Origin of the sequence: Gracilibacillus phocaeensis (assembly GCF_900626275.1) — a bacterium.
Classification (GTDB): Bacteria; Bacillota; Bacilli; order Bacillales; family Amphibacillaceae; genus Gracilibacillus; species Gracilibacillus timonensis.
The window spans coordinates 1,138,873-1,158,240 of record NZ_LR131145.1 but is presented as its reverse complement, the minus strand read 5'-3'; the positions used below and the strand labels follow the sequence as shown (position 1 = coordinate 1,158,240).

Sequence of the window (19,368 nt, the reverse complement as noted above, 5' to 3'; positions counted from 1 at the left end):
TTTGATTATTTATAATAAAGTTCGATCATTTAAAATAAACTTCGATATTTATATAAAAGTTTGATACTATTGCATTGATAAGCTGAATTGTGATAATGCAACAAAAAGGCCATTTGAAAGCAGATGCTTCTGATTTAAGACACTCTTATTTTTCAAAGCGCTAATTTTATACTTACTTCTTATAATCTTTTTCTCACTTCGGGGTAAGAGGAAATTTTGTTTATAAGGGAAGAGTAAATAATATGTTATAATAAATTAATTTATACGGAACCAGTCTAGTTTTTAAAAACTAATCTGTTGAGGCGGTGAACGTTAAAATGAATGATTTTGAAATATTAATACCTAACGATGCGTCCATGTCTATTGATGTAACAGATAAAAGCTTATATAGTTATGACTTTAATTCCTACTCACTGTCATCATTGCAAAAAGTAGCAGGAGCTACAGTATCCAATCAAATAAAAGAAGGATTATTTTCACAAGTTTCAAAAGCAAAACTGATTCAAAAATTAGCAAACAAAAATAACACAGAGTATGTTGCTAATATTTCGGATTATGCCAAAAAGAAGCTGGATAACGGGGAGTGGTCTCTTGGTATAAGAAAAAAAACAGGAGAGACATATGCGGTCATTAAAGATACAGCAAGCGGTAAATCTAAAAGCTTTATTACGTTAGACGCCCGAACAGTTAATGAGTTGGGTAACCTCCCAGAACTTTCAGCAATTCAAGGTCAATTGGCAGCTATCTCAGAACAGATTCAGGATTTGAACAAATTAGTAAAGCGCGTTGAACAAGGTCAATATAATGATAGGTATGCGGGCTTTTTTAGTGCAAGGCAATTAGTGATTGAAGGCTTAGTTGCACAAGATAAAAAACTTAAAAATGAATTGTTGTTAGCTGCAATTAAGATGAGTAATCAAACAATTGCTAAATTAATGTTGGCTATTAATCAAGATGCGAATAATTTTATGGATACAAAAATTAAAATTAAAGAAGCTGAAAGAATTGAAAACTTACTTCAAAATTCAATAGGATATCTCAATACTACAATTCATTTGAATTTAGTTATCTATAGCGTCTTAGGGGAGAAGGAAGCCTTAATTTCAACCTTAACTAATTATCAATCCTTCATTGAGCAAACGTTGCTAAAGGAAAGTGAATTTGGTAAATCAGTTGCTTGGAAAATAGATAATATACTTAAAGGTGAAGAGCAATGGTTTAATGAACTCTCAGAAGGTATTATAAAAAACATCTCAAATTTAATTGAAGATATGCCTCTGAAGGAACAGAGTCAGAAATAAGGAAACCACAATCCCACTTGAATTGAAGGTCACGCTTTGAACGTTTAATTAGACGTAATTTCAGGAATTCTCTCTATTATTCTGATGACAAGTGCTCAGTGCTCGGATTATGGCAGGGTAGTTTAAGTTTACATGACGTCCATAACTTGATTTTTTAGCGAAACTCTTCAACAAAAATACCCCCAAAAAGAAAAAAGAAGAATAAAAAGTCGCCATTAACAGTTGTGTAATTAATACAAATATTATTGGAGGTTATATCATTGAACAGTGAAATAGAGTTAATTAATTTTAAGCCTGGGTGCCCGATTAAAGTTAAAGGTAATGAAACTAATAGACAACAACTTCATCAACATGGAGGGATCGAAATAATCTGGGTGGTAAAAGGAGAAGTAAGGGTTTTCTCAGGTGAAAATTCTCATTTCTTAGAGGAAAATGATCTAATTTTAATTAACCATTTTGAGGAACATAAAATAATTCCTCAAAATAATGATTTTATTTTTATACAGTTTTATATCGATAGCCTATATATAAGGAAATATTTTGAGATCTCCCCTAATAATGTTTATTTTGATATGAAATCACTTAAAAATAGTAAAAATAATCAAAAAATGTATGATGTCATCAGGATACTACTTAGTAAATTTTTAACAAAAAGTAATATTGTATCAAATTATAAGGATTACTTATTAAAATTAATTACCTACATTTATAGTAATTTTGGCAGACTCATAGATTCAAGTGAAGAATCTCCGGTTGTAAGAAGTAATGATATAGTTTCACGCGTTTTAGATACTATAGAGACTGAATTGAAAGATAGACTTACATTGAATGGAATAGCAGAAAAATTCCACTATAATCCTTCATACCTTTCTAATAAGATTAAAAAGAAATTAGGTGTATCATTCAAAACGTATTTAGATGAAATAAGATTAAGGTATTCACTAATTTTAATATTTAAAGGGGAAAAAACAATCACGGAAATTATTTCAGATTCTGGATTTAATGATGATAAAAGCTACTATAACACGTTTAAAAAACGTTTCAACTTAACACCTCTTAAGTTTAAACAATTATATATGGATAATGCTTGGGATTATGGTTACCCAATGATGAATAGTGATTCTGTTTATCGGTTAATAAATCACTATTCAGTCTTATCTTATGATGAAATGGTTAGCTCAAAAATAAATATAGAGGCAGATGTTAATGATGCAAAATATTATATGACTAATATATGGTATAAAATAATAAACGTTGGATCTGCTAGTTCTTTACTAACTCAGAATGTTCAAAAGCAAATTGAGGCTATGCAGAATGATATTGAATTTCAATATTTACGATTTGAAGGAATATTTAATGAAGAAATGGAAGTCCTTCATTCTAATGAAGCAGGACATACAACATATAATTGGAAGTTTGTTAATGATGTATTAGACTTTTTACTTGACATTAATACAAAGCCATTTATTAGTTTAAGTTATATGCCTGAACAATTTGCCAGCAATAACCAAAGTATATTTAATTACAAAAGTAATATATCACCTCCAAAAAAAATTAATCAATGGCTATTACTAGTTCAATCATTTTTATTAAATTGTATTAATCGTTATGGTCAAGAAGAAGTTTCTAAGTGGTATATACAAGTTTGGACTGAATTCCCAGTGAATGGGGTTCATTGGTCGGGAACTATAGAAGAGTATTTAGAGTTTTATAAACAAACAGCTCTATTAATTAAGGGGATAGATCCCGATATAAAAATCGGTCCTGCATCCGAAAATTTCCATACAGGTGAAAGTATTTCAGAACAACTTTTACTATATTGTAAAAAAAACAACCTACCTATTGATTTTTATGGGTGCAATATTTATCATAACAAAATTATCGATTTAGATACTTTAAAAGGGAATTTTGAGGATTACGATTCAGTTCAATTTTTATATGAGGGGAAAGATCATACTAAACAAAAAATTGAAAGAACATATAAGTTACTTAGGACATATTATTCTGACGTAGATCTGATTGTTACCAGATGGAATTTTAGTTGGGACGTTTCAAATATGTTACATGATACACCATTTATGTCTACATTTATAATCGATAATCTTCTTCATGATTCTATATTAAAAACAAAAGGAATTGGTTATTTATCGGCATCAGATATATTATATGAATGGTCAATTAATAGCTCCCCTTTTTATGGAGGCACAGGCTTGGTTAATACTGAAGGAATAAAAAAATCAGCTTATTACGCTTTTACACTAATGAGAAAGTTAGGAAAAGTAGTTATATCCAAGGGAACAAACTACATTATCACTAAACAAGGAAGCAATATTCAGATTCTCGTATACAACCATACATACCCAGATCAGTATTATTGTCAAGGGAAAATAGCAAGGGAAGATGAGGTAAAAAGTTATGATTTTTTCGAAGGAAAAGATGACATACAAGTAGATATAAATTTAAATGAGATATATGGTTCTTTTAAATGTAAGCGGTATATACTCAACTGCGACAATGGTTCTTCATTTGACAAATGGTTGAAATGGGGTGGAAATATTTATGACCTAGATAACGAAGAGATTGATTATTTAAAAAGAAGTTCGCCTCCGAAATTAATTCTGAAGAAAGTTACATGCGAGGGAAATTTCAATTTGTCAATTAAAGTTCCTGTGCATGGCGTTGAATGTATAATTCTTGAAAAAAAACTCTAATGATAAAAAATCACCGTATAAAATACCCTTTATTTATTACCATATATGCCGTATTTTCAATAAAGTTCAAATAATTTTCACAATAAACAAAATACTAATAAAAGAATATGGAAGGTTTTTAGTGGATGAAAGACTTATAATTTAAATGTAAACGCTTATCTAATATTTCTTGGAGGGGGAACTACAGTGGAAAAAGTAGAAGTTACAAAAGAGTATCGAGAATCTCTTACATCAAGGGCAAAATCTATTGTTAATCGATTGAAACTTGAAGAGAAAGTATATTTAATGAGTGGAAGAGTTTCAATGGAAGAGCTTCTGGGACACTTTAAGGGCGATAATCACTATAATTGGTACCCATACCCGGCTGGAGGTAATGAACGACTAGGTGTTCCTGAAATGAAGTTTGTAGATGGTCCACGTGGTGCTGTGTCAGGTAGTAGTACGTGTTTTCCGGTATCGATGTCTAGAGGAGCAACCTTCGATAAAAATCTTGAACAAAGGATTGGGGAAGCTATAGGAAAAGAAATACGGGCCCACGGTGGTAATTTATTTGGGGGAGTATGTATTAATTTACCGTATAATCCAGGTTGGGGAAGAAGCCAAGAAACATACGGTGAGGAATCATTTCATCTAGGAGCAATGGGTTCGGCATTGGTAAAAGGAGTGCAAGAAGAAAATGTCATCGCTTGTGTAAAACACTTTGCATTTAATAGTATGGAAAATTCAAGATTCAAAGTAAATGTTACTGCTGATAAACGTACAGAACGTGAAGTATACCTTCCTCACTTTAAAGATTGTATTGATGCAGGTGCAGCAAGTGTAATGAGTGCATATAATTTATATTTAGGTACTCATTGTGGACATCACAATTATCTCTTGAACCAGGTATTAAAAGGTGAGTGGGGATTTGATGGGTTTGTTATTAGTGATTTTGCATGGGGAGTTAAAGATACTGTAGAGGCAGCTAATGGTGGTATGGACATTGAAATGTGCCATACAAAATACTTTGGGGAAGAACTTGTAAATGCAGTTAAATCTGGTGAAGTAAGTGAAAGTAAAATTGACGAAGCAGCGCTACGCATTGTAAGAACATTAATAGCCTTTACAGAGGCTGATGATAATGAATACAGTGAAGATTTAATTGTTTCTCAAGAACATGTTGAATTAGCCCTAGAGGCAGCGGAGAAGTCTATGACTTTAATGCAAAATGATGATAATATTTTACCATTTTCTAAAGAAAATACTAAAAAAGTAGCTGTTATAGGAGAGTTAGGTAATAAAGGTAATATTGGTGACCATGGGTCCAGTAGAGTTTACCCTCCGTATATTTCTACACCTTTAGATGGTATGAAAGACGTGTTAGAAAAGTCTGAAGTCATTTATGATGATGGTAAAGACATAAATAAGGCAAAGAATTTAGCTAGTTCTGTCGATGCTGTTGTGTTTGTAGTAGGGTATGATCACGACGATGAAGGTGAGTCAATTGCAAACGAGGATGCAGACTTAACAGAAGGTGGAGATCGTAAGAATTCATTAGGTCTACATCGTGAAGATATAGAGTTAATTAAAAATGTAGGTCCATTGAATAAAAATTCCGCTGTTGTTTTAATTGGTGGAAACATGATCATGATAGATGAGTGGAAAAATTCCGTTCCTTCCATTTTAATGGCATATTATCCTGGTATGGAAGGTGGTAAAGCGATAGCTAAAACACTATTTGGTGATGTAAATCCAGGAGGAAAACTACCATTTGTTGTACCTACTAGTGAAAGCCATCTGCCACAGGTTGACTGGGATGCAGAAGAAATTCACTATAATTACTATCATGGGTATGCTAAATTAGAAAAGGAAGGAATCGAACCTTCATTACCTTATGGGTTTGGTTTATCTTATACAAACTTTAGAATAACTAAGCCAGAATGGCATGTAGATTCGGACAGCATCATTGCAACATGTGAAGTAGAGAACATAGGGAGCGTAAAAGGCGACGAGGTTGTTCAAATGTACATTGGATTTAATAATTCCAACATTGATAGACCTGTAAAGGTTCTTCGTGGTTTTGAGCGTGTTTCTCTTAAACCAGGGGAAAAATCGTCTGTTCAAATTTCTTGTCCGGTAGAAAAAATTAAGTGGTATAACCCAGATACAAACCTGTGGGAACTAGAGGATATGGAATACGATATTTATATTGGTAATAGTGGCTATGAGAAAGACTTGTTTAAGGGGACATTTACCTTATAAATTCAAAACAAACGGAATGTCCTAAAACCCTTTTAAACAAAAATGGAGTGAATCGGTTATAAATTGAATGTCACCATTTAAAAATGGTGACATTCAATTAACTTTATTAGAAAGTGCTTTCAAAATTGATGGGAGGAAAGAAAATGTCAAATGCAGACAATTATGAAACTAACCCTTCAAATAAAGTTGATTCAAGGGTTAAACAAGAGAATATTGGTTTAACAGAAAAAGTAGGTTATGGATTCGGTGATTTAGCCACAAATTTTGTTTGGGGGGCAATGGGGACCTATTTAGTATATTTCTATACTGATGTAGTAGGCATGGCAGCAGGGATAATCGGGACCATTATGTTATTTTCTCGTCTATTTGACGGTGTAACAGACATTATAATGGGTGCCATTATTGATAAAGTAAAATCAAAGCATGGAAAAGCACGACCTTGGCTCATGTGGCTAGCATTCCCATTTGCTATAGCAACAATTTTACTCTTTACTGTTCCTGATATAAGTACTACTGGTAAAATAATTTATATAGTTATTACTTATAACTTAATGACAATAATATATACTTCAATAAATATCCCATACGGAGTATTAAATGCTCTCATGACTCAACATCAATATCAGAGATCAGTATTAAATATTTTTAGAATGGTCAATGGACAAACAGGGAGTCTAATTGTAGGCGTTCTAACAATTCCTATGGTAGCATTTTTTGGTGGGGGACAGTCTGGCTGGGTATTTGCATTTGTTGTTTACGCATCTGTGGCTGTAATTCTATTCTTTATTACATTTTTTACTACAAAAGAAAGGGTAAAACCAGTTAAAAAGGAAAAGACAAAATTACCTGTTAAAGATAGTGTTAGAACTTTGATAAAAAACAAATATTGGTTTTTGTCATTGCTGTTGTTTATTTTAACTTTTATATATTTAGCACTAAGTACAGGAACTCCGGTATACTTTGCAGAATATATTTTAGAGGATGTTAATCTTGTAAGTTTATTATTGATGGCAAATACAATTCCAATTATTTTAGGAATGCTATTTTTCCTTGCGCCAATTGTGAAAAGGTTTGGAAAACGAAATGCTATCATTATGGGGTCGTTTGTAGCGATAGCTGGAGCCTTAATCATTATGATGAACCCAGAAAGTTTGTCTGTAGTTATTTTAGGCTTAGTACTAAGAGGAATTGGTCAAGCTACTGTAATAGGGACAATGTTTGCTTTATTAGCTGACACAATTGAATACGGTGAATGGAAGACTGGAATCAGAAATGAAGGGATGATATATGCTGGAGGGAGTATGGGGCTCAAGATCGGTACTGGTTTAGGAACAGCTGTAATTGGCTGGCTCTTAGCTATTGGTGGATATGTTGGAGGACTAGAAACCCAAACAAGCTCAGCATTATTTTCGATAGAATTTTTATTTATATATGCACCAATTATAGTTAATGTTTTGCAAATTATAGTAATGTACTTTTATAAATTAGACAAGGAATATCCTCAGATTATGAAGGATTTAAATGAGAGAAAACACTCACCGATATCACAATAACAGGAGTTCACTATTAACGGAATTCAGATTTAAAATGAATGGGAGGGGGAAACCCCTCCTTTCACTTGAAAAATGCCTTAAACATATCTCACTATTGTTTGGGGTGCCGACTATAAACAAGGAATGCCTGACTTTTCCTTTGCCGGTAGGCAATTTCAACCTCTTAAAAAGTCCATGATGACGTAAAATAGTTTGTGTAATAGATTGATATTATGTCAAGAAAATAGACACAGCGAATAGGGAGATTTTGCTCTTTCCCTACCGCGCTCCGCTTGCTGTCCTCTCTGTAAGTGTAAGGGCGACCCTTACACTTACAGAGAGGCTAATTTTATTCTACACAGCTTCATTTATGTTTAAACTTTTGAAATATTTCTTTTCATAAGCAATTGGAGACATATAGCCATTTGTTGAATGGATTCGTTTGTAATTATAAAAGCTGACAATATATTCAAACCTGAATTATTCATACCTCAAAGCGAGAACTTAATTGGATATCAAATCCAATGATTATTTGCTTGGGTTACTAAAATGTGAGGGTCATTCCAAGAATGATGAAAGGGTAAAGTCACCATCACCGTAAAATCCTGATTTTTGGACACACGTCTCCCTTGGTCTGTAAATAAGTTTTTGAAAATACGGTATATTTGAACGTCGTTTCTCACTCCAGCTTTAACGCTTGGATCCGCTGGAGAACTTTCCAGAAAAATGCTTGATAGACAAAACTGGACGATAGCTTGAAATAAAGGGAGCGCCCAGATTTGACCAATTTGCATGCAACCTTAATCACTCTGGTACGTATGGTCTGAATCTGCATGCTTTTCTGTTCCTCCGGAAAACATAGGCTACGCATCCAGTTGGTCAAGTTATACGCAAGCAGACTGAGCACCATCCTCGCTTCGTTGGCCTGGAAGGAATGACTGCTCATTCTATCCAGGTCGAATCCGTCTTTCGCTTCCTTGATAAAGTTTTCCATGGTGCCTCTTTTTTGGTAAGATCGGACAATTTCCTTAGGCGCAAAAGCGCTTGTAAGGTTTGTGACGAAGAACGAATGTGTAAAAAACAATTCGCCCGGCGGGCGAACGGATTGGATAATCACTTTCCTTGGTTTAGACCATGACTTCGCCTGATATTCCGTTTCTAAAAAGTGACATTCCGTCCTTGTCATATCGGACGGAAAAGTGGAAGGTTGAAGCTCATTGAGTATTGCGGACAGATTGAGCCAGTAGTGCGGAGTTTTGAGCCAGTCATTGCGGAAAAAGGAGCCACCTTTTGCGGAAGAGAGAGCCACTATAGAACAACCTCTTGTATAATATAAGTTACATGCAATATAAGCATGATACTTATATACAGGAGGTTTTTTTATGGTTAATTGTCGTAAGATTCTGGAATTATATTTTGAAGGAGTTAGCCAAAGAACTATAAGTTCCAGCACTGGTCATTCAAGAAATACGGTCTCTGAGGTTGTCCAACGTTCTAAGAAGCTTCATCTTGAAAATTTGAACGACACGATGACCAATCAATGGTTGGAAGAGCTTCTCTTTCCCGAGAAACAAGCTATTGAGAAAGGTTACTTCCCGGTTGATTGGGAAAAGGTGCATAAGGAATTACAAAAAAAGAATGTGACCTTGACTTTACTGCATCATGAATATGCAGCGGAAGCACGTGAGACAGGAAAGATTCCCTATGCTTATCGAACATTTGCCGAAAAATACGGAAAATATGCCAAAAAGTATAAATTGACCATGCCTATTCGCAGAAAACCAGGTGAAATTATAGAAGTAGATTGGGCTGGTTCTACATTGGAAATTATAGATCGTTCAAGCGGTGAAATACTCCCAGCATATATCTTTACTGCAACCCTGCCATACAGTCAATTCAGTTATGTGGAAGCTTTTCTGGATATGAAATCAGCTAATTGGCTTACCGCCCATATAAATGCATTCGAGTACTTTGGAGGTGTTTCAGAGACCTTAGTTCCTGATAACTTAAAAACAGGGGTTACAAAGACTCTTCGAGATGAACTTCTTCTTAATGAAGCCTATCGAGAACTAGCAGATTTCTACCATACAGTTATTGTTCCGACTCGTGTACGAAAACCAAAAGATAAGCCTAGTGTAGAAGGAACCGTTGGATATATTTCTCGACAGATTATTGCTTCACTAAGAAACTATCAATGTTTTCATATCGAAGATTTAAATCGGCAGATTTTTAAAAAATTGGAAGAAATTAATACGATTGATTTTCAAAAACGTCCTGGCTCACGTAAAAAGGTGTTTGAGGAAGAAGAGAAATCCTACCTTCAACAGCTTCCTCAAACGCGATACAAACTTACAGAATGGAAAACGGCAAAAGTTCAATTAAACTACCACATTCAAGTTGAACTGATGTATTATTCCGTTCCATATGACTACGTCCGTGAGTCTGTCGATGTTCGGTTAACCACGGATCTAATTGAAGTTTACTTCAATGAGGCAAGAATTGCATCCCATAAACGGTTAAAAGGTGAAATGGGTCAATTTTCTACAAATACAGATCATATGCCTGATAATCATCGATTATATCTGGAACATAACCCAGATAATAACCGAAAGTGGGCAGAAGAGGTTGGGCCTTACATGACGCAATTTGTTTCTTATATTTTGGAAATGAACGTGGAAAAGAAAGCACTAACTATTCTTAGCTCATTAAGGAATCTATCGACAAAGTATACACAGAAAGAACTGGAAAAAGCAACACAAACATTACTTGAAATAGCAACGAATCCAACGGTTTCTGTTTTAAAAGGCATACTAAAGAGAAAAAAGAAGAAAACACAAAATAGAAAGATAGATATAGATAATCATCAGACCAACAATGATAATTACGGATTTGTACGTGGAGCTGAATATTTTGGGAGGGTTAATAAATGATGAACGAAGAAACACTACGAAAATTAACTGAAATGAAAATGGGCGCAATGGCAGAACTGTACAAGTTACAGTGTCAAAACAAAGATTATCATAATATGGATTTCGATGACCGATTAAACCTCTTGATAGACTATGAATATGATCGTCGCAAATCAAATAAACTGGAACGATTAATTAAACAGGCGACATTCAATGACCCAACGGCGGCCATTGAAGATATAGAGTATCATTCTGACCGCAATCTGGATAAAAAGCTTATTCTAGAGTTAGCAACAGGGAATTATATTCAAAATCATCATAACATTATTTTAATGGGAGCTTCAGGGAACGGAAAGACGTGGATATCGAATGCCTTTGGAGTTCATGCATGTCGCCAATTTTACAAAGTAAAATATATTAGATTGCCTGAACTACTTGATGAATTAGCTATTGCGAAGTATGAAGCTGATGGCAGCTTTCGTAAATTAATTCAAAAATATAAAAAAATAGATTTATTGATTCTTGATGAGTGGTTATTAACCGAACTTTCTGAGGAAAACGTGCTTCATGTATTAGAAATTATTGAAGCAAGATTAAAGAGAACTTCTACTATATTCTGTTCGCAATTTTCACCAGAAGGATGGCATTCGAAATTAGGCCAAGCACAGATAGCAGATGCGATTCTTGATCGTATTGTCCATGATTCTTATAAAATCCTTTTAGATGGAACAATTTCGATGAGAGAACGCCATGGAATAGACAGGAAATCTTGATAGGACAACGAAAGGAGTTTAGAAATTGCGAAAACTTAAAGAAATGAGCAATGAAGAAATGGATAACCTGGATTTAATTATTAATCTAATAAGCTATTCAAAAAAGCTAGAAAGAATGATAATTCAACTAAGATCAGAAGTGAATGCATTAACACCGGAAGGTGAAAATCTTCCTTATTTTGAACTCCATAGCGATATTTACGAAAATTTCTTTGATTATCCAACTATAATAAGGTATCAGAAATATATTGAATTATATTTTGATATGGAAGATTTATAGAATAAGACAGCCCTAGAGCTATATCAATAAGCTTTAGGGCTTTTTTAGAAATAGAAAGCTAGTATAGGAAGAAAACCGGCTTTCATAAGACAGTGGCTCTCCTTTCCGCAATGACTGGCTCAATTGTCCGCAAACAGTGGCTCAAAACTCCGCACTACTGGCTCAATCTGTCCGCAATACTCAAAATGCTGCAGTTTAGTACTAACACAATAGGAAGCATTATTGATGAATATAACCTACCTTCTATTTCCTACAGAGGTGGAGTTAGGTTTAAAGAAAGTGATGTATTATTTCTATTAGAGACACAACAGAATCTATATAAAACTATTACAGCCAATTACTATACGGGAGAAGATTTAAAGAAGAAATTCAAAGTAACACCTAGTAAATTTCAATCATATTCAATTCCTTTATTAGCAAGAATAAAAAAGCTAAAAAAGATCACAGTTTACTATAAAAAAGATGAAGTAGATAAAATTTTGCATCTATCAAATGATTTTGCATCTTTAACTGAATTAAAAAAATTATTAGGTCTTCGTCAGGAAAATGTAACGTAAGCGTCAAATAATGTACACCTTCTATCATCATTCAAAGCGTGAGATAATGTCATTATAATAAATCTTGTAGGAGGTTATGCCATGACATTATCAGCTAAACGAATCGAATGGGATGCTCGTATGAAGGAATGGAAAGAGAGTGGGCTTAGCGCAGCCCAATGGTGCAGAGAACACGATGTCAATCTTCATCAAATGTATTACTGGAAGCGAAGATTCCAACAAGAAAGCATAGGTACAAAAGAAGCGGATTGGCTTCCTGTACAGGTTACAGAAAGTCCATCGACTATAAAAAACAGTTCTATTTTTATTCATGTACATGATTACGCAGTCGAAGTTCCTATTGGTGCTGATCCCGTTCAAGTAGCTGAAATCCTTCGTGTAATTTCATAATTATGATACATAATAGAAGTTACGATCGGGTTTACTTAGCAAAAGGAAATACCGATCTGCGGAAATCGATAGATGGACTAGCTGCCATTGTGCAAGAGAGTTTCGAACTCGACCCTTTCTCTCCTTGTTTATTTGTGTTCTGTAATCGCAAACGTGATAAATTGAAAGTCTTAGAATGGGAACATAATGGTTTTTGGTTGCATTACCGACGATTAGAACGCGGAAAATTTCATTGGCCTTCCGGTGAAAAAGCCGAGGCCATGTCCATTAGCCATCGCCAACTTCGTTGGCTATTAGATGGTTTACCCATTCATCAACAACATGCACATCGCGAAGTAAAAGCACGAACTATTTTATAAAATAATCGTAAATAAATATAAGAATCCGACTAGGCAATTCGGGTTCTTTTTCGTATACTTATCCTATGAAGAATTCATCCACTAACCCAGAATCAATTGAATACTTTAAAGAACGTGCCGAAAAGCTTGAAATGGAAAAGGAAGAGTTAGAGGCTAAATTAAAATGGTATGAAGAACAATTTCGCTTAAGCCAGCAACGTAGATTTGGTGCTTCTAGTGAGAAGTCCAATTCGGACCAACTATCCCTTTTCAATGAAGCAGAAGATACAGCTAATCAAGTAGCAGAGGAACCTACGGTTGAAACCATTACGTATCAACGAAAAAAGCAAAAAGGTCAACGTGACGCAAAGCTAGAAGACTTGCCTACGGAAACGATAGAGTATCGTTTATCCGAAGAAGAGCAGGTTTGTTCGTGTTGCGGTGGAAATTTACACGAAATGAGTCAACAAGTAAGAAAAGAATTAAAAGTGATTCCAGCTCAAGTAAAAGTAGTGGAACATGTTAATCACATTTATAGTTGTCGATATTGTGAAAGGCACGAGATAGAGACGCCGATCGTATCAGCGCCGATGCCACAATCGGTATTCCCTGGAAGTTTAGCTTCGCCATCGGCGATGGCCTATGTTATGTCGCAAAAGTATGTGGAAGGATTGCCACTCTATCGTCAAGAGAAAAATCTTGAGCGATTCGGCGTTTCTATTCCACGTCAGACACTAAGTAATTGGATTTTACATGGTGCTCATACATGGCTAGAACTCATCTATAATGAAATGCATGATCAACTTTTGCAGCTTGATATCGCTCATGCAGATGAGACTACCTTGCAGATTTTATCTGAACCAGGAAGACCAGCAAAATCCAATTCGTATATGTGGTTATACCGATCTGGTCATACCGATAATCCTATTATTTTATACGATTATCAACAAACCAGAGCCGCCAAACATCCACGACGTTTTCTGGATGGATTTCAAGGATTACTGCATGTTGACGGGTATCCAGGTTATAATGGATTACCCAATGTCACATTGATTGGATGCTGGTCGCATGCACGTCGCAATTTTCGGGAAGCTTTGACAGCTTTACCAGAAACAGCGACTACCATATATACAAAAGCACAAGAAGGTTTAACCTTCTGTAATAAACTTTTTGATATAGAACGTGAATTAAAGGACGCAAGTCCAGAAGAACGTTATGAAAAACGTTTAGAACGCAGTCAGCCAGTGCTGGATGCTTTTTCCGCATGGCTTCGTGAACAAACACCACGTGTGTTACCTAAAAGTGCACTAGGAAAAGCGATCAAATATTGTCGTAACCAATGGGAACAGTTAGAAGCCTTTCTCGTAGACGGGCGTTTGGAGATAGATAATAATCGTGCGGAGAGATCTATCAAACCATTCGTGATGGGCCGCAAGGCCTGGCTTTTCAGCAATACAATGAAAGGTGCAAAAGCTAGTGCCATTACATATAGCATTGTGGAGACAGCAAAAGAAAATGGATTAAATCCATTTCATTATCTATGTTATCTTTTTGAGGAGCTTCCCAATATGGATACGACAGATAAAGTAAAGTTAAATCAACTTCTGCCATGGTCACCAACAATTCCAGAAGAATGTCGTGTACCAAATAAATCTAAATAAAGCATAACATTAGTCCACATCTAGAAATAGGTGTGGACTATTTTACGCTTACAATGTAACTAAAGCTTTAGCAGAAAATCATATAAATGTTACAGGACATCCTTTCAAAAAACATGTCAAAGGTGTAACACTAACTGATTGTGATAAATTATTAAAAAAACAAGAAGTGCTATATTCTTCCTATGAAGAAATGTATTATCCAGCAAGTAAGAAAAGGGAGTTAGGGTTGTCTTATGATGATCTATCAAAAAGAGGCATTCCAATTCCTGCTCTGATCAAAATAAAAAAATTTACAGGTGAAACATTTGTTTATCCTAAGAAGGAAGTTGACGCTTTAGTAGAAGAAAGAATGCACGAACTAGCACAACAATTGCCTAATATAAGCGAAATACAGGACGCACACCAAAAACAATCGTTATCCGAATTAAAAAAAATTCGAGACAACCTACGAGTTAAAATGAAATCCATTTTTAAACATACTCATGACCCCTATCAAGCATACTTAGACCTATTAGATTTACAAAAAATCAAGTTTTCTTCAAATGGAAAACTAACAGAAAAATACTGGAATAAGTTTGTACGTGATAAATTATTCTCAACAAAAGCAAGCAACCAATCCGTAAATAATAAGGTAATTTCTTACGTTTCAATTACAGAGTTGTTAGTAGAATTCACAAAAACTAAAGAGCTATTTTCTTATACAGCGAGAGAATTAAATCTAGGGATATTTAATCATAATATCTATCAAACATATCAAGAGGTAATTTATGCCTTTATAAATAAGATCAACAGTAGTTTACCCCAGAGTTTTATAAAAATTGATAATATAAACAACCCACATGAAAGAGCAAGGAAAAAGAGAGAAAATAAAGAACAAAAAATATATTCACCTAGTCAGTACATTGATTTATTAAACTTTGTCACAGATATTCCTTTGCATAAGGAACAAGCCATTATAGATGTTGAAACAGCTATGAGTAATGCTGAGGCTTACAAATGCTATGATTCAGCATGGTTATATGTTTTACTTCATATGAACAACGGATGGAGAAGTGCTGACGTAATAGATTTTCCAAGAATAGATTTGAAGAATTTATCCATTAACGAGCTTAATGACTTTAAAAACAAAGAATTAAGTTATGAAGAAGCTAAGAAGATAATTCAAATGGTAAAGGTAAAGTCTTCTACCTTTATTCATTCAAAAAACAAGAAAAGACGACATTTTTTTTGTTCCGAAGAATTAACACTACCACTTGCAAACGCAATTGTAATATGTGAACTGAGGGTTAGAAAGACCAATCCTATTTCCGATTCTTTAATTGACTTTAATAGTGAAAGAAATACCATGAAGCCAATAACGCATAAAGCATTTTTCACACAATTCAATCCTAATTTTAAGTTCGGTTCTTTGATTATGAATAGAACATTCATAACATTAATGGAAGATGTCGTTAAAAAGAAATTCAACAGAAACTCATTAGAAATATTAAAACATATACGAAATCATTCAGATATATCCACGACAAATATTTATGTAGATATTCCTAGAGAATATCTCGACTTCATCTCAAAACAATTATTTGACCTTGGATATTTTGGTTACATGTACGACACAATGGCAACTCTACTTTTGCAGGGAAATGTTGATGACAGAGGAGGACGAATTCAAAATTCTCATCTTGTCAAAGAGGTATTTGGAGATATTTATAAACTTGAAAACCTAGCTAATTATATTAACTCAATAGAAAAAGAAAGACTTACTATAAAGCAATATATTGAAAGTTTGGACAAAATGGAATTACAAAAAAAATTTGATTTAGTAAACTTAGGACTTCTTCCTTCTAAAGAAGAAAATTATCAATGCATTTATGGGAAGTGTATATTTGAAGAAAGAGATTGTTATAAATGTCCTCTCTCTATACCCCATTTTTATGCCATAAGTCAAATTTGCAGGAGAGTGAGTAAGACGATTAAATCATATGAAAAACTCTTTAACAATACATCTTACGAGGGAGAAAAAACAAGGTTAGCCAATTTGTTATATTCAGACTTATTATTACTAAAACAAGCAAAAGATCGATTTGGTGAACAGGTTATTGATGACTTTATTGGTGAGGAGTTTAAAAATTATCAAACTTTAATTTCTGAGATTCGTTCCCTCCCTAATCCAAGTGACTATATAACAATTAGAAGGAGTGAGTAACATAAACTTATTTAATGTTGATTATAGCGATTTTGAAATATTAGAACCATTAAGTGATACAAATTACGATATCGAATATTCCGTAGAAAGAGCCGTCCAAATACTTGATGGTTTTACAAGCCGCCACCAATTAAACGATTGTGATTTTAATGAAAATCATTGGGTACTTCATGACAATACAGTAAAAAATAGAGTGCACTTGAATTTCAATGATATTCAACAACTATCGATTTTTAATTCCAATACTGATTTTGTCTCTATCGTAAAATGCTGGGTATCTACGTTTTTAGAAAAAGATTACGCTCCTAGAACTATATCTGATTATTTAAATAACCTTAAGAAAGTTTTAATAGTATCGAAAGGATTTAATGATGAGATTTTAGATGAAATAAAAGATTATTTCAAATTTGACATATCATCTAGAACCAGAATGGACTATTGTTTGGCTTCGTTAAATTTTTTAGACTATTTTCCTTTAATTGACACGAACGGTCATTATGCCGAATACTTTTGGGAAACAAAACACAATACCAATATTGAGGATAATGTTCGTATTCTTCCAAGCTCGCATGATGTATTAAAGTTTTCTATGATTATAGAAAACTATTTCAATTCTACCTTAAAGAATGAAGATTACCTACGGTATTTTCCGATATTTTTATGGTGGAACTTAACAAATATTATTCCTATTAGAATATCGGAGTTTTGCGGAATAGAAAGGAATTGCTTAATTGAAGAAGGGCAAAATGTATATATTAAACTACCAAGAAGTAAGCAACACCTATCAAGAAAAAAGGTCATAGACGAGATTTTGATTCCAAAATATCTGTCTGAAGAAATTAAACAATACATTAAGAAGTCAGAACTTTTTGGCGACACAAATACTTTAATTTCATATATATCCATACCTAAGTATAGTGAAGGATATAAATATTTAAAAACTGAACTAAATGTTTTTAACTCTACAAATATGAAAAGCCTTTTAGAATCATTTTACAATGAAGTAGTTTTTGATAAATATGGATTTGTGTCTTTAGAAAGTGATGCATTAACAACTAAACAAGAATCTTTAATTTCCAATAAAATAATTTATAGAAAAATTCGATTAAACGATACAAGGCATTTTGCTTTTTTAAATTTACTTATACAAGGTTATCATCCTGTAGAAATTGCAAGATTAGGTGGTCACAATTCAATACAATCCCAATATCATTACCACGCACATATGGAATATTGGGTAGATTCCGAGGTTATGAAATTAGCATTGAAATTTAATACCAAAACTAATACCACCCCAAGCGTTAACTCCATGAAAGAATATATTAATGATGATGACATAAATTTCAAAGAAAAATTTATATTAAGACCTCCTGCTACCGATGCAAAAATTGATTTAGACATTGGCTATTGTACTGATCCAAATCAATCTTGTTACGTTTATGAATGTTTTTATTGTGAAAATTGGCGAATTTCTTTTGATGAATACAAAATAAAATCAGAATATATTCAGGCTAAAATAAAAGAAATGCAAAATGAAACAACTGTTCTTCTTGACTCTTTAAGAAAATTGCATATCTTAGGAGTTCAACAATCTAAAAACAGTTCATACTCTGAAAATAGTACGATATATAATAAACAGCTTTCGGAAACTTCTAAGGAACTAAGAAAAGCATTGCGTGATCTCGCAAGGGTTAAGGAAAGGGTGATTGATTTTGAGCAATAAACGAGGCAGGAAAGCTAAAATATACCCACAAAAAGAAGTTGATAATATCATATATATGTACTCACAAGAAAATAAAGGGAATGGATTGATAAAATATCTAGATGTTTATCGGTACTCAGTACAATTATATGAGCAAAAATTAATTCCATACAAATTAAGCGAGGACTTTTGGAGAAAATCAGGTCGCCAAGGTCGAGAAGCGATTGATAAGGCAAATGAAATCTATGATTATTCACCTCTTCCAAATGATGAAACAAATACAGAAAAGATTATTGATTCTGTAGATGCCATAGATAAATTTTTCGAAGGTAGTAATTCTAATAAAGAAAAGCTACGAGGTGCCCTGTTAATAAATGAAAATAAACTAAAAAAGTACATTCAAAAGAATGGGTTACTTATAGAACGACTAAACAAACAGGAACATACCGTGAATGATTTAAAACTAAAAAATAAAGAACTTCAAGAACGACTCGTTGAATATGAAGAGATCTTTTTCAAATGGTTAGATGCAAGTAGTAACAAAAATGTACCCCTAATAAATTTAGTTACTACAGGTAAAACTCGAAATCCAATTGTTGATAAGTTGTTTCAATCTATGTTCTCAGACAATCCATTGAAGGGATATGAAGAGTTTGAAAACTATAGAAGTGATTTAAAACCACAGGCTACACAAAAGGATAACATTTACCAATTAACTCAAGTTTCGGAGTTTAAAAAATGACCTGACTCCTTGTTGCACTTAGTCTTGG

14 protein-coding genes and 1 pseudogene are annotated in these 19,368 nt (G+C 33.6%); 14 read left to right on the top strand and 1 reads right to left on the bottom strand.

The window, feature by feature from the left end:
- Nucleotides 1-317 precede the first annotated feature (317 nt).
- From E0E32_RS21555 to E0E32_RS21540, 4 genes are all read left to right on the top strand, one after another.
- Entirely contained in the window at nt 318-1,301 is a 984-nt protein-coding gene (locus E0E32_RS21555; RefSeq protein ID WP_130860876.1) for a hypothetical protein, read from the top strand.
- Between the two features lie 260 nt (nt 1,302-1,561).
- Nucleotides 1,562-4,012 carry a GH39 family glycosyl hydrolase gene (locus E0E32_RS21550; RefSeq protein ID WP_130860874.1) on the top strand — a complete coding sequence of 817 codons (2,451 nt, stop codon included), beginning with the start codon at nt 1,562-1,564 and terminating at the stop codon, nt 4,010-4,012.
- Between the two features lie 186 nt (nt 4,013-4,198).
- Nucleotides 4,199-6,253 (top strand): beta-glucosidase, encoded by a 2,055-nt coding sequence (locus tag E0E32_RS21545; RefSeq protein ID WP_286172025.1) that lies wholly within the window; start codon nt 4,199-4,201, stop codon nt 6,251-6,253.
- A 143-nt stretch (nt 6,254-6,396) separates the two neighbouring features.
- Complete coding sequence (locus E0E32_RS21540; RefSeq protein ID WP_130860871.1) at nt 6,397-7,806, top strand: MFS transporter; 1,410 nt, start codon at nt 6,397-6,399, stop codon at nt 7,804-7,806.
- Between the two features lie 658 nt (nt 7,807-8,464).
- Here E0E32_RS21540 and E0E32_RS21530 read toward each other — a convergent pair.
- Nucleotides 8,465-8,995 (bottom strand): annotated as a pseudogene (locus tag E0E32_RS21530) (transposase); the annotation flags it as partial.
- A gap of 172 nt (nt 8,996-9,167) precedes the next feature.
- Between E0E32_RS21530 and istA the strand changes: the two are divergent.
- The 10 genes from istA to E0E32_RS21480 all read left to right on the top strand — a co-directional run bounded on the left by istA (nt 9,168) and on the right by E0E32_RS21480 (nt 19,340).
- Nucleotides 9,168-10,715, top strand: coding sequence for an IS21 family transposase (gene istA, locus E0E32_RS21525; protein ID WP_130859140.1), 1,548 nt, complete (start codon nt 9,168-9,170; stop codon nt 10,713-10,715).
- Nucleotides 10,712-11,467: an IS21-like element helper ATPase IstB gene (gene istB / locus E0E32_RS21520; protein ID WP_130859139.1), complete on the top strand. Its 756-nt coding sequence runs from the start codon at nt 10,712-10,714 to the stop codon at nt 11,465-11,467. The genes istA and istB overlap by 4 nt, the downstream gene beginning before the upstream one ends.
- A gap of 25 nt (nt 11,468-11,492) precedes the next feature.
- Nucleotides 11,493-11,747 (top strand): hypothetical protein, encoded by a 255-nt coding sequence (locus tag E0E32_RS21515; protein ID WP_130859138.1) that lies wholly within the window; start codon nt 11,493-11,495, stop codon nt 11,745-11,747.
- Nucleotides 11,748-11,857: 110 nt separating this feature from the next.
- Nucleotides 11,858-12,304 carry a hypothetical protein gene (locus tag E0E32_RS21510; RefSeq protein WP_130860870.1) on the top strand — a complete coding sequence of 149 codons (447 nt, stop codon included), beginning with the start codon at nt 11,858-11,860 and terminating at the stop codon, nt 12,302-12,304.
- Between the two features lie 81 nt (nt 12,305-12,385).
- Entirely contained in the window at nt 12,386-12,694 is a 309-nt protein-coding gene (gene tnpA, locus E0E32_RS21505) for an IS66 family insertion sequence element accessory protein TnpA (RefSeq protein ID WP_130860868.1), read from the top strand.
- Nucleotides 12,695-12,696: 2 nt separating this feature from the next.
- Nucleotides 12,697-13,053 (top strand): IS66 family insertion sequence element accessory protein TnpB, encoded by a 357-nt coding sequence (tnpB, locus tag E0E32_RS21500; RefSeq protein ID WP_130860866.1) that lies wholly within the window; start codon nt 12,697-12,699, stop codon nt 13,051-13,053.
- Nucleotides 13,054-13,118: 65 nt separating this feature from the next.
- Nucleotides 13,119-14,693 carry an IS66 family transposase gene (tnpC, locus tag E0E32_RS21495; protein ID WP_130860864.1) on the top strand — a complete coding sequence of 525 codons (1,575 nt, stop codon included), beginning with the start codon at nt 13,119-13,121 and terminating at the stop codon, nt 14,691-14,693.
- Between the two features lie 190 nt (nt 14,694-14,883).
- Nucleotides 14,884-16,896: a hypothetical protein gene (locus E0E32_RS21490; RefSeq protein ID WP_165445124.1), complete on the top strand. Its 2,013-nt coding sequence runs from the start codon at nt 14,884-14,886 to the stop codon at nt 16,894-16,896.
- Nucleotides 16,889-18,619, top strand: a complete 1,731-nt coding sequence (locus E0E32_RS21485) for a site-specific integrase (protein WP_130860861.1) — start codon at nt 16,889-16,891, stop codon at nt 18,617-18,619. The genes E0E32_RS21490 and E0E32_RS21485 overlap by 8 nt, the downstream gene beginning before the upstream one ends.
- Entirely contained in the window at nt 18,609-19,340 is a 732-nt protein-coding gene (locus E0E32_RS21480; RefSeq protein ID WP_130860859.1) for a hypothetical protein, read from the top strand. Before E0E32_RS21485 ends, E0E32_RS21480 begins: the two co-directional genes overlap by 11 nt.
- The last annotated feature ends 28 nt before the right edge of the window (nt 19,341-19,368 follow it).